Source organism: Actinomyces slackii (genome assembly GCF_900637295.1).
In the GTDB taxonomy this organism is placed as follows: domain Bacteria; phylum Actinomycetota; class Actinomycetes; order Actinomycetales; family Actinomycetaceae; genus Actinomyces; species Actinomyces slackii.
Map to the genome: position 1 here is coordinate 781,937 of NZ_LR134363.1, position 21,893 is coordinate 803,829.

Sequence of the window (21,893 nt, forward strand, 5' to 3'; positions counted from 1 at the left end):
TGGCCTGCGCTGCCGCCTCTTGCGCCCGGTGGTCATGGGCGCCAGAGGCCGGTGCCGGCCGGGTGCCTTCCCGGTCACATGGCGGCTTCCCAGAAATCTCCCGCTATCCATCAGCCCCCAGGTCCGGCCATACTGGGCAACAGATTGGCAACCTTTGCCGTTGCCGCCCGTCATGACAGTCAACCGAAACGAGGAGCGCGTGGCTCACAGGACGAACCAGGGAGTTCCCCGCCCTGGAGGCAGCAAGCTCTCCCAGGCGCTGAGCGCCGGGAGGCAGGCTTCCGTTAAGCCTCCCAAGAAACCTCGTGCCACCTCGAAGAGCGCGAGCGGCAAGGCCTCTGCGGCGAGCAAGCGCACGGGCTGGCGTCGCGTCTTCAACTACCCCCGTGCGGGCAAGGGCCCCATCCACCGGTGGATCCCCAGCTGGCGCTTCGTGCTGGGCTGCTTCCTCATGGGCGTCCTGGCCGTCATCGGGCTGTTCGCCTACGCCTACTCCACCATCAAGGTCCCCGATCCCTCCGAGTTCGCCCAGGCCCAGACCACCACCGTCTACTACGCCGACGGCACCACGGTCATGGGCGAGTTCGCCGAGATCGACCGCACCATCGTGGACAGCACCACCCTGCCCGACTACGTGGGCCAGTCCATCGTGGCCTCGGAGGACCGCAGCTTCTACACCAACAACGGCGTGGACCCCAAGGGCATCGTCCGCGCGCTGTGGAACAACCTGCGCGGCGGTGACACCCAGGGCGCCTCGACGCTGACCCAGCAGTACGTGAAGAACTACTACGTGGACACCACGGACTCGTACTTCGGGAAGTTCCAGCAGGCCATCATGGCCATCAAGATCGACCGGGAGCAGTCCAAGGACCAGATCCTGGGCGCCTACCTCAACACGGTCTACTACGGGCGCAGCGCCTACGGCATCGAGGCGGCCGCCCAGGCCTTCTACGACAAGTCCGCCAAGGACATGACCGTCTCCGAGGCCGCCCTACTGGCCGGCATCCTGCCCGCGCCCAGCGCCTGGGACCCGGCCGAGAACCCGGACAAGGCCAAGGAGCGATGGCAGCGAGTCATGGACCACCTGCTCGCCGACGGCTACATCTCCCAGGCCGACTACGACTCGGCGGCCTTCCCCGAGACCATCACCCCGGCCAATGAGCAGGTCTACTCCGGGCCCAACGGCCATCTGCTGCAGATGGTGCGCGCCGAGCTCAAGACGAATGCCAAGCTGACCGATCAGCAGATCGACACCGGCGGACTGCGCATCACCAGCACCATCGACAAGGCCGACCAGGACGCCATCATCAGCACCGCCCAGAGCCTGCCCGAGGGCTACTCGGAGAACCTGAAGGTGGCGATGGTCTCCGTCGATGCCAAGACCGGGGGCCTCCTGGCGCTCTACGGCGGCCCTGACTATCTGATCAACCAGGTCAACACCGCCACGGACGCCGTGGCCCAGGCCGGATCGACCTACAAGCCCTTCGCACTGGTGGGCGGCATGGAGCAGGGCCTGACCCTGTCGAACGGATACAAGGGCGACTCGCCGATGACGATCGCGGGCCACTCCTTCCAGAACTTCCGCAACGCCTCCTTCGGGTGGATCAACCTCATCGAGGCCACCAAGGACTCCGTCAACACCCCCTACCTCCAGCTCAACGAGGACCTGGGGCCCGAGGAGACCAACAAGGTGGCGATCCGTGCCGGATACCCCGAGGACACCCAGGGCATGAATGACTTCGTGCAGAACGTTCTGGGCTCGGCCTCGCCGCACACCATCGACATCGCCTCGGCGTACTCGACCTTCGCGGCCCAGGGGGTGCGCCGTGACACCCATATCGTCAACAACGTCACCGGCCCGGACGGGACCGTGACCTACTCGGCCCCTACCGAGGGCAAGCAGACCTTCGACTCGGGTGTCATGGCTGATACCAGCTACGCCCTTCAGCAGGTCGTCAACGACGGCAGCGCGACCAAGGTCCAGGCCCTGGGGCGGCCGGTCGCCGCCAAGACCGGGTCCTCCTCGGACAACAAGTCCGCCCAGTTCGTCGGGTACACCCCGCAGGTCGTCACGGCGGTGACCCTCTACCAGTCGGGCCCCAACGGCGAGGAGGAGTCCATCACCCCGTGGGGCGAGTACGACGAGATCACCGGCTCGACCTACCCCGCCGACCTGTTCGTCGACTACATGGAGACCGCCCTGGCGGACCTTCCCATCGAGGAGTTCCCCCCGCGCACGGACCGCTCCTACACTCGCGGCGCGCTCTACGGCGAGCCGGGAGAGGTTGAGGAGGACTACTCCACTCAGGCTCCCCAGGCGACCCAGGAGCCCACCCAGGAGATCGCTCCGGAGCCCACCCAGGAGCCGACCGCCGAGGCGACCCAGGCGCCCACCCAGGAGGCGCCGTCCGAGCCTTCGCAGGCGCCGACTGGGGAGGGCGGAGGCGGCAACACCGCTCAACCGGGCGATCAGCCCACCAACCCTGGCGGAGGGATCGAGCCGCAACCGGAAGTGCCTGATCCACAGCAGCCGGTGCCGAATCCGCCGAACCAGCCGGAGAACCAGAACCAGCAGAACCAGAATCAGAACGGCGGTTAGCGCCGGGCCCCAACGGTGAGGTGGGCCGACGACGTGTCGCATGGCACGTCGTCGGCCCACCTCCCGTCTTCCGAGCCATGGGGCGGCGCGGACGAGCCTTTGCGTCGACGACGAGCCTTTGCGTCATTCACCCCTGTGCTAGCCCCAGTCGGATGACGCGAACCCTCGTCCAATACGCAGATCCTCGTCCTCGACGCAGGGGCCGACGACGTGTCGCATGGCACGTCGTCGGCCCACCCCCCGTCTTCCGGGCCATGGGGCGTGTCCGGTACTGTGGCGACTTGGCTGCGCCGTCGGGCATCCGCCCATCAGCGCAGCGCACGCATCAACCCTCCTGTCACGGAAAGACCGTGACCGCTTGAGACCAGAGGAGGTGGGTACCAAGCATGCGTCACTACGAGATCATGATCATCCTCGACCCTGAGACGGACGAGCGCACAGTCTCCCAGTCGCTGGAGAAGCTGCTGCAGGTTGTCCCCAGCAACGGGGGCACCGTGGACAAGGTCGATGTCTGGGGCAAGCGCCGCCTGGCCTACGACATCAAGAAGAAGTCCGAGGGCTTCTACGTCGTCGCCGATCTGACCACCACGCCCGAGATCGCCCAGGAGCTGGACCGTCAGCTCGGCCTCAACGAGACCGTCCTGCGCACCAAGCTGCTGCGTCCCGAGGCCTGAGCCCCATCGGGAACGGAGAGACCCATGGCCGGAGACACTGTCATCACCATCATCGGGAACCTGACCGCGGATCCCGAGATGCGCTTCACCCCGTCGGGGGCTGCGGTGGCCTCCTTCACGATCGCCTCGACGCCGCGGACCTTCGACCGTCAGACCAATGAGTGGAAGGACGCCGAGACCCTGTTCATGCGCTGCTCGATCTGGCGCGACGCCGCGGAGAACGTGGCCGAGTCGCTGACCAAGGGCATGCGCGTGATCGCCCAGGGCCGTCTCCAGCAGCGCTCCTACACCACCCGTGAGGGCGAGCAGCGCACCGTCGTGGAGATGCAGGTCGATGAGATCGGCCCCTCGCTGCGGCGCGCCAAGGCCCAGGTCACCCGCACCGGCGGAGGCCAGGGCGGCTTCGGCGGGCAGAACCAGGGCGGTTTCAACCAGGGCCAGCCTCAGGGCGGCTTCAATCAGGGAGGCCAGGGGGGCTACAACCAGGGCGGCTTCGGCGGCCAGGGACAGCAGCCCCAGCAGGGCGGCGGCTTCGGCGGCCAGCCCGGCTACAGCGCCCCTGCCGGCGGCGCCCCGGACGACCCCTGGGCCACCGGCGGCTCCACCTCCTTCGGGGACGAGCCCCCTTTCTGAGGCGCTGCGGCACCCCGTTCCCCTCATCATCACCGTTATCTCGTAGAGCGCCCTGAGCGCTCAGACCAAGGAGTACCACTATGGCGAAGCCCCAACTTCGCAAGCCGAAGAAGAAGATCGGCCCCGTCAAGGCCATCAAGGTCGGCGTCATCGACTACAAGGACACCGCCACGCTGCGCAAGTTCATCTCCGACCGCGGCAAGATCCGTGCCCGCCGCGTCACCGGTGTCTCCGTCCAGGAGCAGCGCAAGATCGCCAAGGCCGTGAAGAACGCCCGCGAGATGGCCCTGCTGCCCTACTCGAGCTCGGCTCGCTGATCGGAGGGAGAGACATGACCACCAAGCTCATCCTCACCCACGACGTCTCCAAGCTCGGCTCCGCCGGCGATGTGGTGGAGGTCAAGGACGGCTACGCCCGCAACTACCTCCTGCCCCGCAAGCTGGCCACGCCCTGGACCAAGGGGGCCCAGCGGCAGATCGACCAGATGACCGAGGCTCGCCGCAAGCGCTCCATCGCCTCCCTGGAGGAGGCCCAGACGGCCCGCGCCTGGCTGACGGAGAACGTGGTGACCGTGACGGCCACCGCCGGCGCCAACGGCCGCCTCTTCGGCGCGGTCACCACGGCCGCCCTGGCCGAGGCCGTCAAGGAGGCCGATGGCCCGGCCATCGACCGTCGCAAGATCGAGGTTGTTCCCCCGATCAAGTCCACCGGGCGCCACAGCGCCTCGGTGCGCCTGCACCCCGACGTCGTCGCTCCCCTTGAGGTCAACGTCGTCGCCGAGCGCTGAGGCCCAGGGGGCGGGCGGCTGACCGCCTGCCCCGCTCCGGCCCGCGGCTGGTCGTCGCCGGCCCCGCACTGCACCGAGCTCGATGCTTGGTGGTGAGTTCTGTCTACGAGCTCGCCGCCAAGCATCGAGTTTCGCGTGTCTGGGGCAAGGCGCGGCGCCCCCGGCGCATGAGCCAGCAGGCCGCGGCTCGGGCCGGGCCACTGGGCGGCCCGAGATGTACGTGACCAGGCACGTAGAAATGTACGTGGAGGATGACGTACATGTGTACGTGGTGGGCCACGTACGAAGGGTGACCCTGAACCAGGTGTCCCCGGAGCCCTGTCACTGGCGAAGGCCGAGGAGCCAGCTCCGGAGCCTCCTGTCGGGGATCGGGGTTGGTGGGGCTCTCCGGGCGAGGCTTGAACCGGCCCCGAAGGTCGCCGCTGAACTGGTGCGCCTCACCGACGGTATCCCCTTCCTCATGCAGCGAGCCATGACTCTGGCGGGCCAAGGGGAGTGTCGGCGGTGTAGCCGCGGGCGGTCGGGTTGGAGCGTGGTCGGACCCGCGTTGCACATTCATCTTGGGTGCGTGCATGAGGAATCGTTGGAATTCCAACGATCTGTCTCCGTGGGCGCTTCTTCCGACAGGGATGAATGTGCATCGGCGACGCTCATGCACATTCATCATGGTGCAGCGCCAGGGGCTTGGGCGGCCAATCCGCAGAATCATGCGGATTCCTCTGCTATCACCCCGACCCAGGTCATGAATGAATGTGCATAGCCGCCCCCAGCCGGGCGAGCCAGTCCATCCGGAAGGCGCTCTTGCGGCCCGGAGGCACTCAGGAGCAGCGAGGCTGCACGCAGCACGTCACGGGCTCACGCCCGGGTCCGTGCATCCCTGAGTCAGAGGGTTCTAACGGTGCTGGGCGCTCGCTCCCCGGCGGAGGTCTATGAGGGCACGCCTGGTGATGAGCCGCCGCCCACGGTGCCGGCCCTGGTGTCCCTACCCCTCAGCATTGGCATGCGCTCGCTCCTACACCGCCCCTGAGATGCAGGCCGAGGTAGGTTGAGGCCATGCCCACGAGCAGCAGGCGTCGAGGCACGGCGCGCATGGCGGATATCGACCCGGCGCATCTCGAGGCGCTCAACGCCGGGACGGCGCCTGCGCGCACGCTCACCGAGGCGCTGGCCATCGACCAGTTCTTGCTGCTGCGCGCTGTTGTGCCCGAGGCTGACGATGACCTTCTCGCCGAGGCCGACCGCGCCCAGAGCCTGGGCATCCTCAAGCGCATGGCCCGCATCGGGGCGGCCCTGGCTGATCGCCCGCAGGTCGTCGAGGTGGAGCGGCTGGCCTCCCACCCCAGCGACACCGTGCGGGGTGGGCCTGCTTCCTCATCGCCGCGCGCTCGAGTGCCGGACCCGCTCGGCTGCTTCAGGAGCTGCGGGGCCTGGCGGACGACGAGCACTTCTCGGTGCGCGAGTGGGTGTGGATGGCGGCCCGACCCACGCTCGTGTCCGATCTGGATGCCAGCATCGACCACCTGGCCGACTGGACGCAGGACCCCTCCGAGCGCATCCGCCGCTTCGCCAGCGAGTCACTGCGGCCCCGCGGCGTCTGGGCCACTCATATCGCCGCCCTCAAGGAGGCCCCCGAGCGCGGCGAGCCGATCCTGACCCCGCTGCGCGCCGACCCCTCGCGCTACGTGCAGGACTCGGTGGCGAACTGGATCAATGACGCCGCCAAGTCCCGCCCCGACTGGGCCCTTGACCTGTGCCGCCGATGGACGACTGCCGGTGAGAACCCGGCTACCGAGCGCATTGTGAAACGGGCACTGCGATCCGGCGACCTGGCGGCCCAGCTGCACTCACAGGCATGACGATGGTCCCCGGGCCCGGCAAGGTCCAGCCGCCCCGGCAGCGCTCAGCGCATCCACGCCCGGACCCGTAGGCCGGTGGTCAGGGCCCGGGCGCCCATGAACACCCAGGCGAAGGCCAGCCACAGGGTCACCAGCCCTCCGGCGCCCATGCCCACCACCAGCGCCAGCGGCACGTAGGGCAGGAGCGTGATCAGGCCCGCCCGGGCCAGGTAGGGGCCATCGCCCGCCCCCATGAGGATGCCGTCGAACAGGTAGACGGCCCCGGCCAGGGGCATCGCCGAGGCCATGACCACCAGCACGGGGATGGCCGCGGCCACCACCGCGGACTCGGAGGTGAACAGCAGCGGCAGCCACGGGCTGGCCACCGCCAGGACCAGGCAGATCCCCGCCCCCGCTCCCAGGCCCCAGGCCAGGCACCGGCGCAGCAGAGCCCCGATCCCCGGACCTCCCTGGGCGTCCCCTCCGGAGGAATCAGCCCGCCCCAGAGCAGTGCCGACCAGTGCCTGCGCCGCCACCGCCAGGGCATCCAGGGCGAAGGCCGCGAAGCTCCACAGGGCGAAGGCCACCTGATGCGCCGCCAGAGGGACAGGCCCCAGCGCCGTCGCCGCCCACACCGTGGTTAGGATCGCCGCCCGCAGGCTGAGAGTGCGCACCAGCAGGGGAAGCCCACTTCCCAGGGAGGCCCCGAGCCCGGCGCGGCGAGGCCGCAGCCCCACGCCCTCAGCCCGGGCGGCGCGCATCACCGGGGCCACAAGCGCCACCGCCATGAGACTCTGGGCAATCGCCGTCCCCGCCCCGGAGCCGGCGATCCCCATCCCCACGCCATAAAGCAGCACGGCGTTGAGGACAACGTTGAGAGCCGCCCCCGCCGCGGCCACGATAAAAGGCGTGCGCGTGTCCAGCAGCCCCCGCAGCACGCCCGTCGCGGCGAAGACCGCGAGCATCCCGGGCATACCGGGGGCCGATGCGCGCAGGTAGGCGATGGCAGCGCCCGCCACCTCGCCCTGCGCCCCCAGGGCCGAGACGATGAGCGGGGCCCCACCGCCCAGCAGCAAACCGGCCCCCAGGCCCAGGATGAGGGCCAGCCAGATCCCGTCGACGCCGGCGCGCAGCCCCTCCTGCCTCCTCCCGGCCCCGAAGAGCCGCGCCGTGGTCGCGGTGGTGGCGTAGGCCAGGAAGACGAACAGGCCGACGGCGGTGGTCAGGACCGTCGAGGCGATGGACAGCCCCGCCAGGCTCGCCGTCCCCAGATGCCCCACCATCGCCGAGTCGATGAGGACGAACAGGGGCTCCGCCACCAGTGCCCCCAGGGCCGGCAGGGCCAGGGAGAGGATCTGCCGGTTGAGGCTGCGGGGCGCGGTGGGCACGGCCTGAATTGTGCCCGACGGGCCTCGGCGTGTCGCGACGAGCAGCCCGACCACCCCCGAGGCGCCGGCGACACGGCTGTGGAACTCCTACAGGAACCGGCATGTCGCCCGCACCACGTCTCTGAATGAAGCCTGAGAATAAGCCCGAAAGTGCCTGGCACTCATAGGTGGGGGCGCATCTGGGGAAAACCGAAGGCGATCGACCTGTAGGACCCCCACAAAGCGCCCTAACCTCAAGTCGAGGATCACCTCTGTCCACAGAGATTCCCACTTATCCACAGATTAAGTTGTGATCTGGTGAGAGAGTCCTATGTATTTCCTGATGGCTGTTTTGCCTGGAATGACAGGGAGCATGTGCGGACGGTCGTGTGATCAGATGTCGCTGTGCACACACTTATCCACAGGGAGCCCTGGCAGATCCCCAGGGCAGGTGGCCACATCCACAGCCATCTGCCGGATATCCCCAGAGGTGCGCCGTCGAGGGTTTGCACGCCCTGACAACAGCCGCTATGGTCACGCGCGCGCAAGCGCCCGCGCGGCCTGAACAGGAGGGCCGACCGTCGTCGGGCCGGCGCGGATCGAGGCACCGGGAGGGGAGCGTGATGGACGGCATGGAGGGCGCCGACGAGCCCGAGAGCCCGGAGCACAGCGGCTACGCGCGCTACGACTCGGCCTTCGACCGCCTCCCGCCCCAGGACCTGGACGCCGAGATGGCCACCCTGGGCGGCATGCTCCTGAGCAAGGAGGCCATCACCGACGTCATCGACGTGCTGCGCGGCCCGGAGTTCTACCGCTCCGCCCACGAGTCGATCTTCAGCGCCATCGTCGAGATCTACAACCGCTCCGAGCCCGCCGACCCGCTCATCGTGGCCGATGAGCTCTCCAAGCGGGGCGAGCTGGAGCGCATCGGCGGCGCCCCCTACCTGGCCTCCCTCATGGCCACCGTCCCCACCGCCGCCAACGCCGGCTACTACGCCCGCATCGTCAAGGACAAGGCGCTGATGCGCGGGCTCGTCCAGGCCGGCACCCGCATCACCCAGCTGGGCTACTCCACCGACGCCGGGGACATCGACAACCTCGTCACCCTGGCCGAGGCCGAGGTATACGCCGTGGCCCACAACGAGGGTGAGAGGGAGGACTACGTCGCCGTCGCCGAGCTCCTGGGCGAGGCCAACCTGGAGATCGAGGCCGCCCAGAACCGGGACAACGGCGCCATGACCGGGGTGCCCACCGGCTTCCTGGAGCTCGATGAGCTCACCGGCGGCCTGCACGCCGGGCAGATGATCATCGTCGCCGCCCGCCCCGCCATGGGCAAGTCCACCCTCGCCGTCGACTTCTGCCGCTCGGCCTCCATCCACCACGGCATCACCAGCTGCTACTTCTCCCTGGAGATGGGGCGCATGGAGCTCATGATGCGCATCCTGGCCGCCGAGTCCGGGGTGGACATGAACAAGCTCCGCGGCTCGCGCCAGATGGAGGACCGCGACTGGACGGATGTGGCCGTGGCCTACAACCCCGTGTCCAACGCGCCCCTGTTCATCGACGACTCGCCCAACCTGACCATGCCGGAGATCCGCTCCAAGGCGCTGCGCATGAAGCAGCAGCACAACCTGGGGATCATGGTCATCGACTACCTCCAGCTCATGAGCTCGGGCAAGCGCGTGGAGTCCCGCCAGCAGGAGGTCTCGGAGTTCTCCCGGTCGCTCAAGCTCCTGGCCAAGGAACTGGAGATCCCCGTCATCGCCGTCGCCCAGCTCAACCGCGGACCCGAGCAGCGCACCGGCAACAAGCCCCAGATGTCCGACCTGCGCGAGTCCGGCTCCCTGGAGCAGGACGCCGACATCATCGTGCTGCTGCACCGCCCCGAGTACTACAACCCCGAGGAGCGCCCCGGGGAGGCCGACATCATCGTGGCCAAGCACCGCAACGGCCAGACCCGCACCATTCCGGTGGCCTTCCAGGGGCACCTGTCGCGCTTCGCCAACATGGCCCGCGACATCGTCCCCGAGCCCGCCTACGAGTAGGCGCCGGCCGCCGACCATCGGTTGCCGGCCCGCCGGCCGCCGGGCCCGACGTCGGGGCGCGCCTCCCCCGGGGCCCTGGCCTCCCGGGGCGCGCCGCCGGCCGCCGGACGACAACCGCCGCACCGGGCCGTCCCGGGGCGCCGCCCGCTCGGCGACCCCGCTTGGCGCCGCTCAGCGACCCTGCCCGACGGCGCTACTCGGCGACGTCGGAGGCGGACAGGTCCATCTGCCGCAGGGACACCAGGCGGGAGCGGCGCGCCACCTTGTAGCCCAGCCACAGGGCGACGGCGATCGGCAGCCCCACATAGGCCACCAGCACCCCGTACCAGGTGAACTCGCCGGACAGGGCGAGGTTGAGGCCCTGGCCGGCGATGACCCCCAGGAAGACGATGAGGGAGAGCCAGGTGCCCACGGGGTAGAGCTTGGCCCGGTAGGCCAGCTCCTCATCCTTGCGGCCCTGGGCCCGCCAGGCCGCCCGGAAGCGCAGGTGCGCCACGCACACCCCGGCCCAGACGATGAAGCCCGTCAGGCCGGTGGCGTTGTAGAACCAGGTGTAGGCCACCGAGTCGCCCACCAGGGAGGACAGGAAGCCGAGCGTCGAGATCCCCACGGTCGCGATGACTCCGGCCACCGGCACCCCCGCCGCGGAGGTGCGCGCGAAGATCCTCGGGGCGCGGCCCGTGTGGGCCATGGAGTACAGCAGGCGCGAGCCGATGTAGAGCGTCGAGTTGCCGGCGGAGAGCACCGAGGACAGCACGACGGCGTTCATGACGGCCGCCGCGGCCGCCAGGCCGGCGCGCTTGAAGACCAGGGTGAAGGGGCTGGCGGCGATGTTCTCCTCCGAGGCCTGCAGCAGGCTCGGGTCGGTGTAGGCCACGAGGGTCGAGACCACAGCGATCGCACCGACGTAGAACAGCAGGATCCTCCAGAACACCGAGTTGATGGCCCGGGGCATGGTCACCCGCGGGTTCTCCGCCTCCCCGGCGGCCACGGCCGCCGACTCCACGCCGATGAAGGAGAACCCGGCGACCATGAGCACCCCGAGGGTCCCGCCCAGGCCGCCGACGAAGGGGGCCTCCCCGACCACCCAGTTGTCCAGGCCGGGGCTGGCGCCGCCCATGATCCCGACGATCATGGCCACCCCCAGGACGAGGAAGACGATGATGGTGACCACCTTGATGCCGGCGAACCAGAACTCCGCCTCCCCGAAGGCCTTGGCGGAGAACAGGTTGAGCCCCAGGATGATCGCCAGGAACAGGGCGCTCCACAGCAGGGAGGGGGAGCCCGGGAACCAGAACTTCATGATGATGGAGGTGGCAACCAGCTCGACGGCGATCGTCATGGCGCAGGAGTACCAGTAGGTCCACCCGAGCATGAAGCCCACAGCCGGCTCCACGTACTCCCCGGTGTAGGTCTCGAAGGCCCCGGCCACGGGACGGTGGGTGACCATCTCGCCCAGGGCCGTCATCATGAAGTAGATCGCCAGGCCGATCAGGCCGTAGGAGACGATCGCCCCGGCGGGCCCGGCCGTGGAGATGGAGGCGCCCGTGCCCACGAACAGGCCGGTGCCGATGGCGCCGCCGACGGCGATGAGGTTGACGTGCCGGGCCTTGAGGGTCCGCTGCAGGCCCGCCCCGGAGTCGGTCGGGGGAGTCTGGCCGGTGCTGGTCCGCGATGCGGCCGCGGCGGGCTGTGCCGGGGGCACGGGGGATGGGTGAGCGTCGTTGCCCATGATGTCCGGTGTCTCCTCGTCGAGTACAGTGGGGATCCACAAACCATGCAGTGACCTGCATGAGGATGCATACAAGGAACGTTTTCTATCACATCTGGCCCTGGCGTGCGCGGGGCCGCATCGAAGGAGATGCTCATGGAGACCGAGATCTTCGCGGCGCTGGTGCGCCGTCCCGGACCCCGCCTGGCCGAGGGCCTGGTCACGCATATCGAGCGCAGCGAGGTGGACCTGGAGCTGGCGCAGCGCCAGTGGCAGGCCTATGTGGAGGCCCTGGAGGCCGCCGGCTGGAGGACCATCGAGGTCGAGCCCGCGCCGGACTGCCCCGATGCGGTGTTCATCGAGGACGCCGTCGTCGTCTACGGGGATGTGGCCGTGGTGACGCGCCCGGGCGCCGATGAGCGCAAGCCCGAGACCGAGGCCGCTGAGCGCGCCGTGCGCGACCTGGGCTACACGGTGCGCCGCATCGAGGCGCCGGGCACGCTCGACGGCGGGGACGTGCTCAAGTTCGGCGGCACCGTATGGGTGGGCCAGGGCGGGCGCACCAACGCCGAGGGCCTGCGCCAACTCGGTGAGATTCTCGCCGAGCAGGGGGCGCGGGTCGTGGGCGTGCCGCTGACCAAGGTGCTGCACCTGAAGTCCGCGGTCACGGCGCTGCCCGACGGCACGGTCATCGGCTACGAGCCGCTCGTGGACGACGCCTCGGTGTGGGAGAGCTTCCTGGCCGTGCCCGAGGAGTCGGGGGCCCATGTGGTGCTGCTGGGCGGCGATCGGCTGCTCATGGCGGCCGATGCGCCCAAGTCCGCAGAGCTGTTCCGCTCCCGGGGCTATGAGGTCACCGAGGTCGACATCTCCGAGTACGAGAAGCTCGAGGGCTGCGTGACCTGCCTGTCCGTGCGCCTGCGCGGCTGCCCGTCCTGACGGTGGAGGACGGCGACGTCGGGCGGCTTAGCCGAGGACTGAGCCCGCCGCCGGCCTCCGCTCGCCCGGCTAAGCCTCCGCCACCCCCGCTCCGGCGACCGGCGCGACCCCCGGCACCCGCCGGGGGCGCAGGCGGCGCCAGCCGAGGATCGAGCCCATGAGGGCCAGCACCAGAAGATAGGTGGCGCCGTGGGCCAGGCCGTCGCGCAGGTACTGCGCCCCCGCGGCCGGCTCGACGATGTAGCTCGCCAGCTCACGCGTCGACCACAGCGGCAGGACGCGCGTCCAGGAGTCGGCCGGGTCCACGAGCAACTGCACCGCCATGATCCCCAGGAGTGCCAGCGCCCCCTCCAGGTCGTGCGGCACCAGCGAGGCGACCAGCGACCCCAGGGGCACGGCGATCGCCGTCGTGAGCAGGAGCATGACGGTCACCGCCTCCGGACGGTGCAGGTCCTGCCCGATCGTGACGGCCGCCAGCCCCGCGTAGGCCAGGCCCACCGCCCACCCCAGGGCGAGGACCGCCAGGTGCCGGCCGGCGTGGATCGACGTCGGCGAGGCTCCGGCCACCACCAGGCGCCGGTCCAGCCGCCGGGCGGAGACCTGCGTGAACAGGGTGAGAGTCGCGACCGCCCACCCCAGCCCCATGGACAGCAGCCGCAGCGCCGTCCAGTGGGTGTCGAGGCGCACCAGGAAGAAGCTCAGCGGCAGCAGGAGGGTCAGGGCCAGGGCGCCGCGGCGCCTGGCGAGCTCTGCCAGGGTCACGCGGGCGACGAGCCGGGTCATCGGTCCACCTCCGGGCTGGGCAGCTCAAGCACGCGGTCCACGAGCCCGACGTCGCGCAGCAGATGCGTGACCAGCAGGATCCCGCTGGTGGCACGCCAGGCGTCGATGAGCTCCCACAGCTCCTCGTAGGCCGAGGTGTCGAAGCCCTGGTAGGGCTCGTCGAGCAGGAGCAGGTCGGGGGCGTCGAGCTGGGCCAGGGCCAGGTTGACCTTCTGCTGGGTGCCGCCCGAGAGCGTCCCCAGCCGCTGTGCCCCGCGCGCCCGCCAGCCCAGGCGCGACAGGAGACGGTGACCGGTTGTGGTGGATCGGCGTCGGGACTGGCGGCGGGCCGCCCCGAAGAGCGCCAGGTGCTCGTCAACCGTCAGCAGCGGGGACAGGCAGTCGCGCTGGGGCGCGTAGCCGAAGCGCCCCGTGCGCTCGACCGTTCCGGCCGTGGGGGCGAGCATGCCCGCGCAGACCTGCATGAGCGTGGACTTACCGGCCCCATTCGCCCCGACGACGGCCACGACCTCCCCGCGGCGCAGCTCCAGGTCCACGTTCCTCAGGACGGCGCGACGACGACGGCCGAGCAGGCGGGGCCCGCCGCCGAGCCCGCCTCGGGTGACGGTCAGGCCCCGCAGGCGCAGCACCACCTCCGGTGCCGGTGCCGGTGCCGGGGCCAGGGGGCGGCGCGCCGGCTCGGCGGCGCGCAGGGCGCCGGCGAGCTCGCGGGCGTAGAGGGTCGCTGGTCCGAACATGGCGGCGGGGTCGGCGCTCGCGGCCTCCGCCTCGGCGCGCGTGGCCTCCAGGAGCCGGCCGGCCTCCGCGGCGGCCACGCCGACGGCGTCGAGCTCGGCGGCCAGGGAGGCGTACCACAGGGTGCTGGGCGGGGTGGCGCTCATGAGCGGGACGCCCCCCGCGTGGAGGCGGTGGATCGCGGGGGAGGGGCTGCGACGTCGGCCCGGGCGGCGCCCTCGATGATCTCGCCGAGGGTGGAGGAGAAGGAGCGCCACTCCTCGCGGCGGGCGGCCAGCTCATCGTGGCCTGCGGGGGTGGGGGTGAAGTACTTGCGGGCGGGGCCGGAGGCTGAGGGCTGCCAGGTCACGGCCACCAGGCCCCGCTTCTCCAGGCGCAGCAGCGCGGGGTAGAGGGTGCCGCCGGGCAGTGGGCCCAGGCCGGCAGCCTCCAGGCGCTGGCCCAGACCCAGGCCGTAGTCGGGGTGGTCGGCCAGGAGGGAGAGCAGGCAGGTCTCCAGGAAGCCGTGCAGGAGGCGGGCGGTGGCGGCGCTCATGGTATACAGACTAACTGCATACCAGAGAGACTGACAACCGGTTAGGAAGTGGAAGGTGTGCCCACTGCTCCAAGCACGAGAACTTCCGAGAATTGCGGCATGTCCGTCCGTCTGCGTGGTCGCTCGGCTCAGGCAGCGCCGGTCCTCCACGCACCTACTGCGGAACCAATGCTGGACGTAAACTCACAGATCGCTGAGTAGCGCTTCGAGAACGGCCGGAGATGCCCATCCATTGATTTCGAGAGTGCCCGTCGGTGAAACGTGGATTTCCAGTCGGTCGGGTATTGCTGGAAGTTGTGCGACAAGATCGACGTATCGCGGGGTCAGCGCATGAAAACGCTGATTGGTTGAACCTACCCAGGGTCTGACTGTGTCCAGCCGCTGAGCATCGAAAGGGCCGTCCACGAGAAGGTCGGTGTGGGAGAGAAGTGCACGAACGCTAGCATCATTAGATGCCTCAAGATCCTCCCGCAAAAATCCTGTGAAGGTCATGACGCTCATGTCTCGGTCGCGAACTTCCTTAGCTAACGCGGCAAGTGGCTCTGCCTGCTCGAAAGGTTCTCCTCCGAGTAGTGTGATTCCCTCGATGCTGCTCGGCAAGCGGTCTAGTATATCTGATACCTGAGTTGGAGTGCCCCCATGGTGTCCCCAAAGATCTGGGTTGAAACAACCTGCGCAGCGGATGCTGCAGCCCTGGACCCAAATCGCAGTTCTCCAGCCTGGTCCTTCGGCGGCCGTTTGCTCAATAAGCCGCGCCAGTGCGATAGTAGCACCCTCACCCATGTGTAAACGCCTCCGATCTATAGGTCGAGCAAGCGCCCGGTCGAAGTGGGGGGTTTTGAGGTGTTCGGGGCAAGCGGGCTGAAGGACACTCGCTCGGTCAGCGCAATCAACTGATGTGGCTGGAGAGAAGAGGTGACAACTAGATGATCCAGGTCTGTGAATCCACCACAGTCTTGTCGCGCACGAAGAATCCGATCGACTGCGGCCGCGTCTAACGATGGCAGTCCCATCAACTGATCACGAGTGGCGGTGTTGACATCAATGGGTGCGAAACCACCATGTGGTGCATGGCTGTGACTAACATTCGATGGCTGTGCTGAAAAAGATCCTGGTGCAGATGAGGGTGTAGGTTGTACAGACTGTACTGGTGCCCAACGGGACGATGCTGGCTGTGGGGGAAAGTGGTGAAAGTTTGCCGGAGAAGCTGACGTGCCTGGTTGGGATGTCGGGACTAGCCGTGCGGTAGAATACTGGGGATAACCAGGAGCGCATACTCGAGGTGGAGTCGCCTGGACCTGAGTGATTGTTGCATAGCCTTGATGGGATGGTATTGAGCCATTCACTAATAACCTCAGCCTTTCCTCTCGCGCGGCTACGGCTCGCAAGACACTGCGACGTAGGAATAGTGCGTGAATAGTGCCGACAATCCAGACAAGCAGAATGAGCACCGAGCCGAAGGCGCCTTTGGATAGGCGATCGAGTGTCGGATTACTCTCGGCTCCTCCGAAAGTAATCCACATGACAACACTGGCTGCGATCCACAACGATGCGATGATCCACATGCGTCGCGTCCCCACCTTGCTTCCTGCCCAGAGCCATCCGGCGAAAGCAAATAAACCTAGACTACCTGCAATGACCAGAATCCAAGCCGAGTGACCAAGGCGCCAGATCAGAGGACGACGAGAGATGGCAGCGTCAATTCTGTCGGGTTGCAACAGTGTTCTCCTGGGTGATGTTCTGAAGTTGCGCGGCGTAGGCGGAAGTGAATGAGCTCTCGGTAGCGTGTCCGTCAACAAGCTTCTCTAACACTGGGATCTGCGACAGACATGAATGACCAGTGAAGCCGACAGTCTCGGCACGGACTTCCCCTCGGCTGTCTACCGACATGTCGACTCGACGGTCATCAGTCAGGACGAGAGTGACATGTTGCTCATGGCCGCGAGTTTGCTCCTCGACGCGCATGCCGAGTTCAGGCGCACGCGCACGCAGTTTACGTAACACAGAGTCTTGAACCTGTAGCCCATATGCGTGGTCGAGATCAGCGATAAACGACTGCGCTTCATCGAGTGCCCAGCCTTCAGCAAAGCGCGCGACCCACACACCTGAAGAGTTGTCGCGGGCCAGAATAGCCGACCTGTGCCTTGTGGAGACTCTCAGATTGTTCGAGGTCTCCCAGTGACAGTTGAGGCCAAGGCTCCGAAGAGCTCCAGCCAATAGCGCAGGATCGCTCATACGTGTTTGAACGTACATCTGAGAGGGATCCTGAGCAGCTGGACGGGCCTTACCTTCACTAATGGCCTTACCTGCGGCAAATAGAGCGGCGGCGAGAGGGACGATGGTGACTGTCAGACTCATGATGTTTTTAGAACTCCACGTGTCGACCTGCTGAGCCGGTCATTGTTGATGGGAAGTCGGGCGGCGGGGGTGCCTGACTGGATGATGTCATGGGTGGCACGGTACCTGTGCGCGCCGGCGCAGTTCTTAGATCGTTGGACGCGGAGACCGCTCGCGGCCGAGCCCAGGCTCGCACCGCATCCAGTTGTTCGGCTTGCGTGACACTAAGCGGCACGGTCCGTTCGACCGCATTGAGGAGATCTTGTCCGACAAGGGGGCGCCTCTCGCTGAAAGCATCAAACAGTGCATCGTTAATGGCTTGCTCAATCTCCGCTCCTGAGAAACCTTGGGATTCTTGGATGAGGCGGTTGAGAAGTGCTCTGCTCGGGTTGAAAGAAGCGTGACGGGGAGCAGTAAGAACGTGCTTAGAGATATGCAGATGCCAGATGTCGGCACGCTCCTTCGCGGATGGCAGATCGACGAAAAAGATTTCGTCAAATCGGCCTTTGCGGAGCAGTTCCGGGGGAAGTGCTTCGACATTGTTCGATGTTGCGATAACGAATACGTTTGACCGTTTCTCCTGCATCCAGGTGAGGAACGAGCCGAAGACTCGAGTTGAGGTTCCGGAGTCAGCCGCGCCGTTGATCCCTGCAAATCCCTTCTCAATCTCATCGACCCACAAAACTGCCGGGGCTGCGCTCTCAGCTGAGCGAATGGCGCTGCGCAGGTTGGACTCTGAAGACCCGACTAGGCCCGAGAACAGTTTGCCGATGTCGAGTCTGAGCAGAGGCAGTTGCCACGTGGAGGCAACAGCCTTGGCGGTCAACGACTTTCCACATCCGGGTACTCCTGTGATGAGAACACCACGGGGCGCCTTGATTCCGTACTGCTTCGCCTCGGTGAGCCAGGAATTACTGCGTCGATCCAGCCAGCGCTTGAGGTTCTCCAGCCCACCGACCTGGTTTAAATCGCCTTCGGAGTCGACGTACTCCAGTAGACCGCCTTTACGTACAGCCTGCTTCTTCTCCTTGAGGACGATCTCGATGTCGGAGGCGTCGAGCCTGCCGTCTTCGGCCATGGCATAGGCGAGCGCGCCTTCTGTCTCCGTGGTCGTGAGACCAACGGCAGCTCCGACCAGGCGGTCCTTGTCCTCTTCGCTCAAATCAACCTGCAGACCGGAGGCCGCGTTGTCTCGGATTAGGGTATCCAAGATGAGACGAATGTCGTTCTTCGCGGGAAGAGGAAAATCCATCAAGTGGATTTCTTTCTCAAGGTCAGATGGAATGCACAAGGATGGCGCGATGAGGATGAGTGTGCGTCGAAGACTGCCGTTCTTGAATACTGCGGCGACCTCGCGGAGACGTCGCACGACGTTGGGAGGTGCCGGAATGGAGTTTGTTCCCAGATGCGCATGAAGGTCCAGGAAGACGAAGGTGGCGGCTTCGTTGAATCGACACGCGGCATCCAATGCATGCATGGGGTCTGTTGTTCCTGTCACGGTGCGACCGTCGGGCCCAACCAGACCAGTGCTGCAACTCCATGTGTGGACTGGCCGAGGGGATGGGAGGCGGCCTCCCGGCCCAAGCGTGGCGTGAATGCTGGCAAGCGCCCGCTGTTCCTCGTAGGTCTCGATATAGAGGATGGGGAATCGCGCTTTAGCGAGAATCGTCAACGAGTCCTCGAAGGTATGCGACATAGGGAATCTTCCTTGAGGGGGGAGGTTGTGTCAGAGGATATTTATATGGGATATGGATGCTGTTGCTATGGGAGTCGATTAGCTGAATTGTGGGGTCTCAACTATGTGCTAAGAGATGTGGTGTAACTTTCTTGATGGTCTTGGAGTATTAGTGCATTGAAAATGGACAGTTGCTGTTGATCTCTATTGATTGTCGTCCTGGCACTGCGTTGTGCGTTCTAGTGGATGGCGGGTGGTTGATAAATCCCTATGGCGGTGAGAAAGTTGGGAATCGGCGCGCGCTGAGAACGTGATTCGCTCCAAGACCTTTCTGCGTGAGATCAGTGGTGACTGACTGGTCGAGACGCCATCGCGGGTGAAACGCTCCCGCACCAAGGGGAGCTCCCCGTCGTCGATCGCCAGCGTCAACCTCATGCGGATATCTTGCCATCGCTTCTTGCGGTTGTCACCGACCAGGTGTCGTCCCAGCCCCAGCGCGTCCTGCGTCAGTCGTACACTCCTGCATCCTTGCCGAGACCGACAGTCGTCGGTCTCGGCAAGGAAGGAGTGGCGGGATCCTCGGCAGGCTTCGTGCTCCGGCGCTGCGTCAGGCCGAGTACCAGCCCTGATACACGTAGGGGAAGGGGATGTTGCCGCGCATGCCGATGGAGGCGGCGACCACATCCTTGGCGGTGACGGCGGCCTCCAGGGGCGTGGCCCCCTTGGCGAGCTCGGCGGTCACCGCGGCCGCCAGCGTGCAGCCGGCGCCGTGGACCCGCTCGGTGCCCACGGCGGGGACCTCGAGGACCTCCAGGGTGGTGCCGTCGTAGAAGACGTCCAGGGCCGTGCCGGTGCCCAGCGACGGGCCGGCCTTGGCCAGGACATTGGGCACGCCCTGGTCGTGGATGCGCTTGGCGGCGTCCTTGAGCGCCTCAACGGTGGTGATCTCCTCGACGCCGGCCAGCGTGGCGGTCTCGAAGAGGTTGGGCGTCGTCATCGTGGCGCGCGGCAGGATCTTGGAGCGCAGGGCGTCGTCCACCGCCTTGGCGCCGGCGAACTCCTGGCCCTTGCACACCAGGACCGGGTCGAGGACCACGGTGGGCAGGGCGTAGCGGCCCAGGGCCTCATCAACCGCCTCGATGACGGGCAGCGAGCCGAGCATGCCGATCTTGACGGCGTCGATGCCGGCGTGCACGCCCACATTGGCCTCGATCTGATCGAGGATGACCTGCGGCTCAATGCCCACGACCCGGTGGTCGAAGTCGTTCTTGGGATCCATGGACACGATGCAGGTCAGCGCCACGCAGCCGTAGACGCCCAGCTGCTGGAAGGTCTTGAGGTCGGTCTGGGCGCCGGCGCCGCCGCTCGCCTCGCTCCCCGCGATGGCCAGAGCAATGGGAGGTGCGGGTTTGTCATGTGTGCTCATGAGGACAGCCTGCCCCCGACGGCGCCGCCCCACCAAGTCCGGCGCCGGGCTGCGGCCAGGCAGGCCGGTGGCCCGGGCATCGAACTCCACGAGGCGCCACCGCCCGCGTAGGGTGTGTCAAAGCGCGGGCCACAGCCAACCGATCCTGGCCAGGACACGTGCTCGCCGGCGCCGCCTTGGCCGGTCCGCCTTGGCCGGCGCCGCAATGGCCCATGGCGCCGTAACCGCCTCTGACCCCACGCACCAGGAGGTGCCCATGCCCCGGACCACCGGCGTTGTCGCCTCCGCCCTGGAGCTGCACCGCCTGAGCACCGGACCGGATGCCGACGCCGGCCTGCGCCTGCTGCGCCTGGACCGCACCCACGTTGCCGCCGCAGTCCTGGCCGCGCACCTGGGCGGCCAGGTCCGTCGCCTGCCCGCCGCCGACCTGCACGCCCTCATCGAGGAGGATCTCGCGGCCCTGCGGGAGGCCGGCGTCGAGCTCGGCGAGAGCGTGACCGCCCGCACCTACTGCGACCAGTGGCGCAGCCAGGGCATCCTCGTGCGCACCACTATGGCAGGCGGCCGTGAGGAGACCTACGAGCTCTCCGCCCCCGCCGAGGCCGCTCTGCGCTACCTCGCCCAGGTCGAGCGCCCCCGCCCCGCCGTCACCCAGTCGCGCCTGACCACCATCGCCTCCCAGCTCGACGCCCTGGTCCGTGACTCCGACCCCTCTGTCGAGGGCCGGCTGGCCGCCCTGCGCGCTCAGCGCGACGCCATCGACGCCGAGATCGAGCGCGTCGAGTCCGGCCAGACCCAGCCAGTCGGCGGCGCTGAGGGCGCCGAGCGCCTCGCCGAGATCCTCGCCCTGGCCGAGCAGGTCCCCGGGGACTTCTCCCGCGTGCGCGCCGAGCTGATCGCGCTCAACCGCTCCCTGCGCGAGCGCATCATCGAGATGCCCGGCTCACGCGGTGAGGTGCTGGACGACGTCTTTCGCGGCGTCGACCGCATCGAGTCCTCCGAGGCGGGCCGCTCATTCCTCGCCTTCCTCGAGCTCTTCCAGGACCCGGAGGCCTCAGCCCGCCTCGACGACCACCTCGACGAGGTCCTGGCCCGCCCCTTCGTCGATCTCCTGCCCGACGCCGATCGCCGCTACCTGCGCCACTGGCGCGGGACCCTGTCCACCGAGTCCGCCAACGTCCGCCAGACCATGACCGGCTTCTCCCGCTCCCTGAGGCGCTTCGTTCAGTCGCGCGCCTTCGAGGAGCACCGCCGCCTGGCCGAGGAGCTCGCCCGCGCCCAGGCGCTCGCGGCCCGCGCCGCCGCCACCACCTCCCCGATTCGGCGCATGAGCACGGCCCTGGACCTGACCGGCATGAGCCTGGGGAGCATCGGCTCGTGGCGCCTGCACAACCCCGCCGACGCTCGGGTTGCCGAGGAGGTCGTGCGCCACGACGTCGCCGACCTGGACCTGGAGGCCATGAGGGAGGTCGTGCGGGCCAGTGAGATCGACCTGGCCGAGCTCGGCGAGTCCATCGAGGCGAGCCTGGCGGCCCGCGGCGTGGCCACCATCGGCGAGATCCTGGCCGACCACCCCGCCACCCAGGGCCTGGCCAGCGTCATCGGCCTGCTGCTCCTGGCTCGCGAGCGCGGCGCGGTCCTCGCGGTCGAGCCGGTCGATGGGGCCGACGGCGTCACCGCCACCGCGGACCGGGAGGCCGCCGCCCCCGTCGAGTGCGTCGCCTGGGTCTCCGAGGCGGGCACCCACCGCAGCGCCACCATCCCCCGCCTGCTCATGAGCGCGGCGGACGACACCGCCCGCCGGTGAGAGGA

General features: G+C 67.7%; 19 protein-coding genes. 9 read left to right on the forward strand and 10 right to left on the reverse strand.

Annotated features, from left to right (window positions below; translation table 11 throughout):
• Nucleotides 1–172: 172 nt before the first annotated feature.
• The 6 genes from EL266_RS03205 (at nucleotide 173) to EL266_RS13635 (ending at nucleotide 6,549) form a co-directional block, all read left to right on the forward strand.
• The gene (locus EL266_RS03205) at nucleotides 173–2,599 is read left to right on the forward strand and encodes a transglycosylase domain-containing protein (RefSeq protein ID WP_084500461.1); all 2,427 of its coding nucleotides are present in this window, start codon (nucleotides 173–175) and stop codon (nucleotides 2,597–2,599) included.
• Nucleotides 2,600–2,985: 386 nt separating this feature from the next.
• A complete protein-coding gene (gene rpsF / locus EL266_RS03210) occupies nucleotides 2,986–3,273 on the forward strand; it encodes a 30S ribosomal protein S6 (protein ID WP_026426341.1) in 288 nt (95 codons plus the stop codon).
• 24 nt (nucleotides 3,274–3,297) lie between these two features.
• Nucleotides 3,298–3,906 (forward strand): single-stranded DNA-binding protein, encoded by a 609-nt coding sequence (locus EL266_RS03215; RefSeq protein ID WP_026426342.1) that lies wholly within the window; start codon nucleotides 3,298–3,300, stop codon nucleotides 3,904–3,906.
• A gap of 80 nt (nucleotides 3,907–3,986) precedes the next feature.
• Nucleotides 3,987–4,223 carry a 30S ribosomal protein S18 gene (gene rpsR / locus EL266_RS03220; protein ID WP_026426343.1) on the forward strand — a complete coding sequence of 79 codons (237 nt, stop codon included), beginning with the start codon at nucleotides 3,987–3,989 and terminating at the stop codon, nucleotides 4,221–4,223.
• Between the two features lie 14 nt (nucleotides 4,224–4,237).
• The gene (rplI, locus tag EL266_RS03225) at nucleotides 4,238–4,693 is read left to right on the forward strand and encodes a 50S ribosomal protein L9 (RefSeq protein WP_026426344.1); all 456 of its coding nucleotides are present in this window, start codon (nucleotides 4,238–4,240) and stop codon (nucleotides 4,691–4,693) included.
• A 1,451-nt stretch (nucleotides 4,694–6,144) separates the two neighbouring features.
• On the forward strand, nucleotides 6,145–6,549 hold the full coding sequence (locus tag EL266_RS13635; RefSeq protein WP_232012099.1) for a hypothetical protein: 405 nt from the start codon (nucleotides 6,145–6,147) through the stop codon (nucleotides 6,547–6,549).
• 44 nt (nucleotides 6,550–6,593) lie between these two features.
• On the opposite strand, the gene EL266_RS03235 is transcribed toward EL266_RS13635, so the two are convergent.
• On the reverse strand, nucleotides 6,594–7,916 hold the full coding sequence (locus EL266_RS03235; protein ID WP_408608485.1) for an MATE family efflux transporter: 1,323 nt from the start codon (nucleotides 7,914–7,916) through the stop codon (nucleotides 6,594–6,596).
• A 611-nt stretch (nucleotides 7,917–8,527) separates the two neighbouring features.
• Between EL266_RS03235 and dnaB the strand changes: the two genes are divergently transcribed.
• On the forward strand, nucleotides 8,528–9,940 hold the full coding sequence (gene dnaB / locus EL266_RS03240) for a replicative DNA helicase (protein WP_126412449.1): 1,413 nt from the start codon (nucleotides 8,528–8,530) through the stop codon (nucleotides 9,938–9,940).
• Between the two features lie 193 nt (nucleotides 9,941–10,133).
• On the opposite strand, the gene EL266_RS03245 is transcribed toward dnaB, so the two are convergent.
• Nucleotides 10,134–11,672: an amino acid permease gene (locus tag EL266_RS03245; protein ID WP_084500463.1), complete on the reverse strand. Its 1,539-nt coding sequence runs from the start codon at nucleotides 11,670–11,672 to the stop codon at nucleotides 10,134–10,136.
• 135 nt (nucleotides 11,673–11,807) lie between these two features.
• On the opposite strand from EL266_RS03245, the gene ddaH reads away from it, so the two are divergent.
• Complete coding sequence (gene ddaH, locus EL266_RS03250) at nucleotides 11,808–12,590, forward strand: dimethylargininase (RefSeq protein WP_026426347.1); 783 nt, start codon at nucleotides 11,808–11,810, stop codon at nucleotides 12,588–12,590.
• A gap of 69 nt (nucleotides 12,591–12,659) precedes the next feature.
• Here the strand turns inward: ddaH and EL266_RS03255 are convergent, their stop codons facing one another.
• From EL266_RS03255 to EL266_RS03290, 8 genes are all read right to left on the reverse strand, one after another.
• On the reverse strand, nucleotides 12,660–13,373 hold the full coding sequence (locus EL266_RS03255; protein ID WP_026426348.1) for a hypothetical protein: 714 nt from the start codon (nucleotides 13,371–13,373) through the stop codon (nucleotides 12,660–12,662).
• Complete coding sequence (locus tag EL266_RS03260; protein WP_026426349.1) at nucleotides 13,370–14,254, reverse strand: ATP-binding cassette domain-containing protein; 885 nt, start codon at nucleotides 14,252–14,254, stop codon at nucleotides 13,370–13,372. Before EL266_RS03260 ends, EL266_RS03255 begins: the two co-directional genes overlap by 4 nt.
• Nucleotides 14,251–14,643 (reverse strand): PadR family transcriptional regulator, encoded by a 393-nt coding sequence (locus tag EL266_RS03265; protein WP_051280955.1) that lies wholly within the window; start codon nucleotides 14,641–14,643, stop codon nucleotides 14,251–14,253. The genes EL266_RS03260 and EL266_RS03265 overlap by 4 nt, the downstream gene beginning before the upstream one ends.
• Before the next feature lie 183 nt (nucleotides 14,644–14,826).
• Entirely contained in the window at nucleotides 14,827–15,426 is a 600-nt protein-coding gene (locus EL266_RS03270; RefSeq protein WP_034514625.1) for a 4Fe-4S single cluster domain-containing protein, read from the reverse strand.
• A 17-nt stretch (nucleotides 15,427–15,443) separates the two neighbouring features.
• Nucleotides 15,444–16,208 carry a ComEA family DNA-binding protein gene (locus tag EL266_RS14020; protein ID WP_084500465.1) on the reverse strand — a complete coding sequence of 255 codons (765 nt, stop codon included), beginning with the start codon at nucleotides 16,206–16,208 and terminating at the stop codon, nucleotides 15,444–15,446.
• 133 nt (nucleotides 16,209–16,341) lie between these two features.
• Complete coding sequence (locus EL266_RS03280; RefSeq protein WP_084500467.1) at nucleotides 16,342–17,001, reverse strand: DUF2997 domain-containing protein; 660 nt, start codon at nucleotides 16,999–17,001, stop codon at nucleotides 16,342–16,344.
• Between the two features lie 7 nt (nucleotides 17,002–17,008).
• The gene (locus EL266_RS03285; RefSeq protein WP_034514626.1) at nucleotides 17,009–18,676 is read right to left on the reverse strand and encodes an AAA family ATPase; all 1,668 of its coding nucleotides are present in this window, start codon (nucleotides 18,674–18,676) and stop codon (nucleotides 17,009–17,011) included.
• 586 nt (nucleotides 18,677–19,262) lie between these two features.
• Entirely contained in the window at nucleotides 19,263–20,081 is an 819-nt protein-coding gene (locus EL266_RS03290; RefSeq protein WP_026426350.1) for a hydroxymethylpyrimidine/phosphomethylpyrimidine kinase, read from the reverse strand.
• A gap of 256 nt (nucleotides 20,082–20,337) precedes the next feature.
• Between EL266_RS03290 and EL266_RS03295 the strand changes: the two genes are divergently transcribed.
• Nucleotides 20,338–21,888 (forward strand): DUF3375 domain-containing protein, encoded by a 1,551-nt coding sequence (locus EL266_RS03295; RefSeq protein ID WP_034514627.1) that lies wholly within the window; start codon nucleotides 20,338–20,340, stop codon nucleotides 21,886–21,888.
• Nucleotides 21,889–21,893: the final 5 nt, after the last annotated feature.

What these genes read in the sequence shown, in the direction of transcription:
- EL266_RS03295 (WP_034514627.1), top strand. Translation starts at nt 20,338, where the DNA reads ATGCCCCGGACCACCGGCGTTGTCGCCTCCGCCCTGGAGCTGCACCGC.
- EL266_RS03255 (WP_026426348.1), bottom strand. Translation starts at nt 13,373, where the DNA reads ATGACCCGGCTCGTCGCCCGCGTGACCCTGGCAGAGCTCGCCAGGCGC.
- rpsF (WP_026426341.1), top strand. Translation starts at nt 2,986, where the DNA reads ATGCGTCACTACGAGATCATGATCATCCTCGACCCTGAGACGGACGAG.
- EL266_RS03290 (WP_026426350.1), bottom strand. Translation starts at nt 20,081, where the DNA reads ATGAGCACACATGACAAACCCGCACCTCCCATTGCTCTGGCCATCGCG.
- rplI (WP_026426344.1), top strand. Translation starts at nt 4,238, where the DNA reads ATGACCACCAAGCTCATCCTCACCCACGACGTCTCCAAGCTCGGCTCC.
- EL266_RS03215 (WP_026426342.1), top strand. Translation starts at nt 3,298, where the DNA reads ATGGCCGGAGACACTGTCATCACCATCATCGGGAACCTGACCGCGGAT.
- EL266_RS14020 (WP_084500465.1), bottom strand. Translation starts at nt 16,208, where the DNA reads ATGTGGATCATCGCATCGTTGTGGATCGCAGCCAGTGTTGTCATGTGG.
- ddaH (WP_026426347.1), top strand. Translation starts at nt 11,808, where the DNA reads ATGGAGACCGAGATCTTCGCGGCGCTGGTGCGCCGTCCCGGACCCCGC.
- EL266_RS03270 (WP_034514625.1), bottom strand. Translation starts at nt 15,426, where the DNA reads ATGGGTGAGGGTGCTACTATCGCACTGGCGCGGCTTATTGAGCAAACG.
- EL266_RS03280 (WP_084500467.1), bottom strand. Translation starts at nt 17,001, where the DNA reads ATGAGTCTGACAGTCACCATCGTCCCTCTCGCCGCCGCTCTATTTGCC.
- dnaB (WP_126412449.1), top strand. Translation starts at nt 8,528, where the DNA reads ATGGAGGGCGCCGACGAGCCCGAGAGCCCGGAGCACAGCGGCTACGCG.
- EL266_RS03245 (WP_084500463.1), bottom strand. Translation starts at nt 11,672, where the DNA reads ATGGGCAACGACGCTCACCCATCCCCCGTGCCCCCGGCACAGCCCGCC.
- EL266_RS03205 (WP_084500461.1), top strand. Translation starts at nt 173, where the DNA reads ATGACAGTCAACCGAAACGAGGAGCGCGTGGCTCACAGGACGAACCAG.
- EL266_RS03265 (WP_051280955.1), bottom strand. Translation starts at nt 14,643, where the DNA reads ATGAGCGCCGCCACCGCCCGCCTCCTGCACGGCTTCCTGGAGACCTGC.
- EL266_RS03260 (WP_026426349.1), bottom strand. Translation starts at nt 14,254, where the DNA reads ATGAGCGCCACCCCGCCCAGCACCCTGTGGTACGCCTCCCTGGCCGCC.
- EL266_RS03285 (WP_034514626.1), bottom strand. Translation starts at nt 18,676, where the DNA reads ATGTCGCATACCTTCGAGGACTCGTTGACGATTCTCGCTAAAGCGCGA.
- rpsR (WP_026426343.1), top strand. Translation starts at nt 3,987, where the DNA reads ATGGCGAAGCCCCAACTTCGCAAGCCGAAGAAGAAGATCGGCCCCGTC.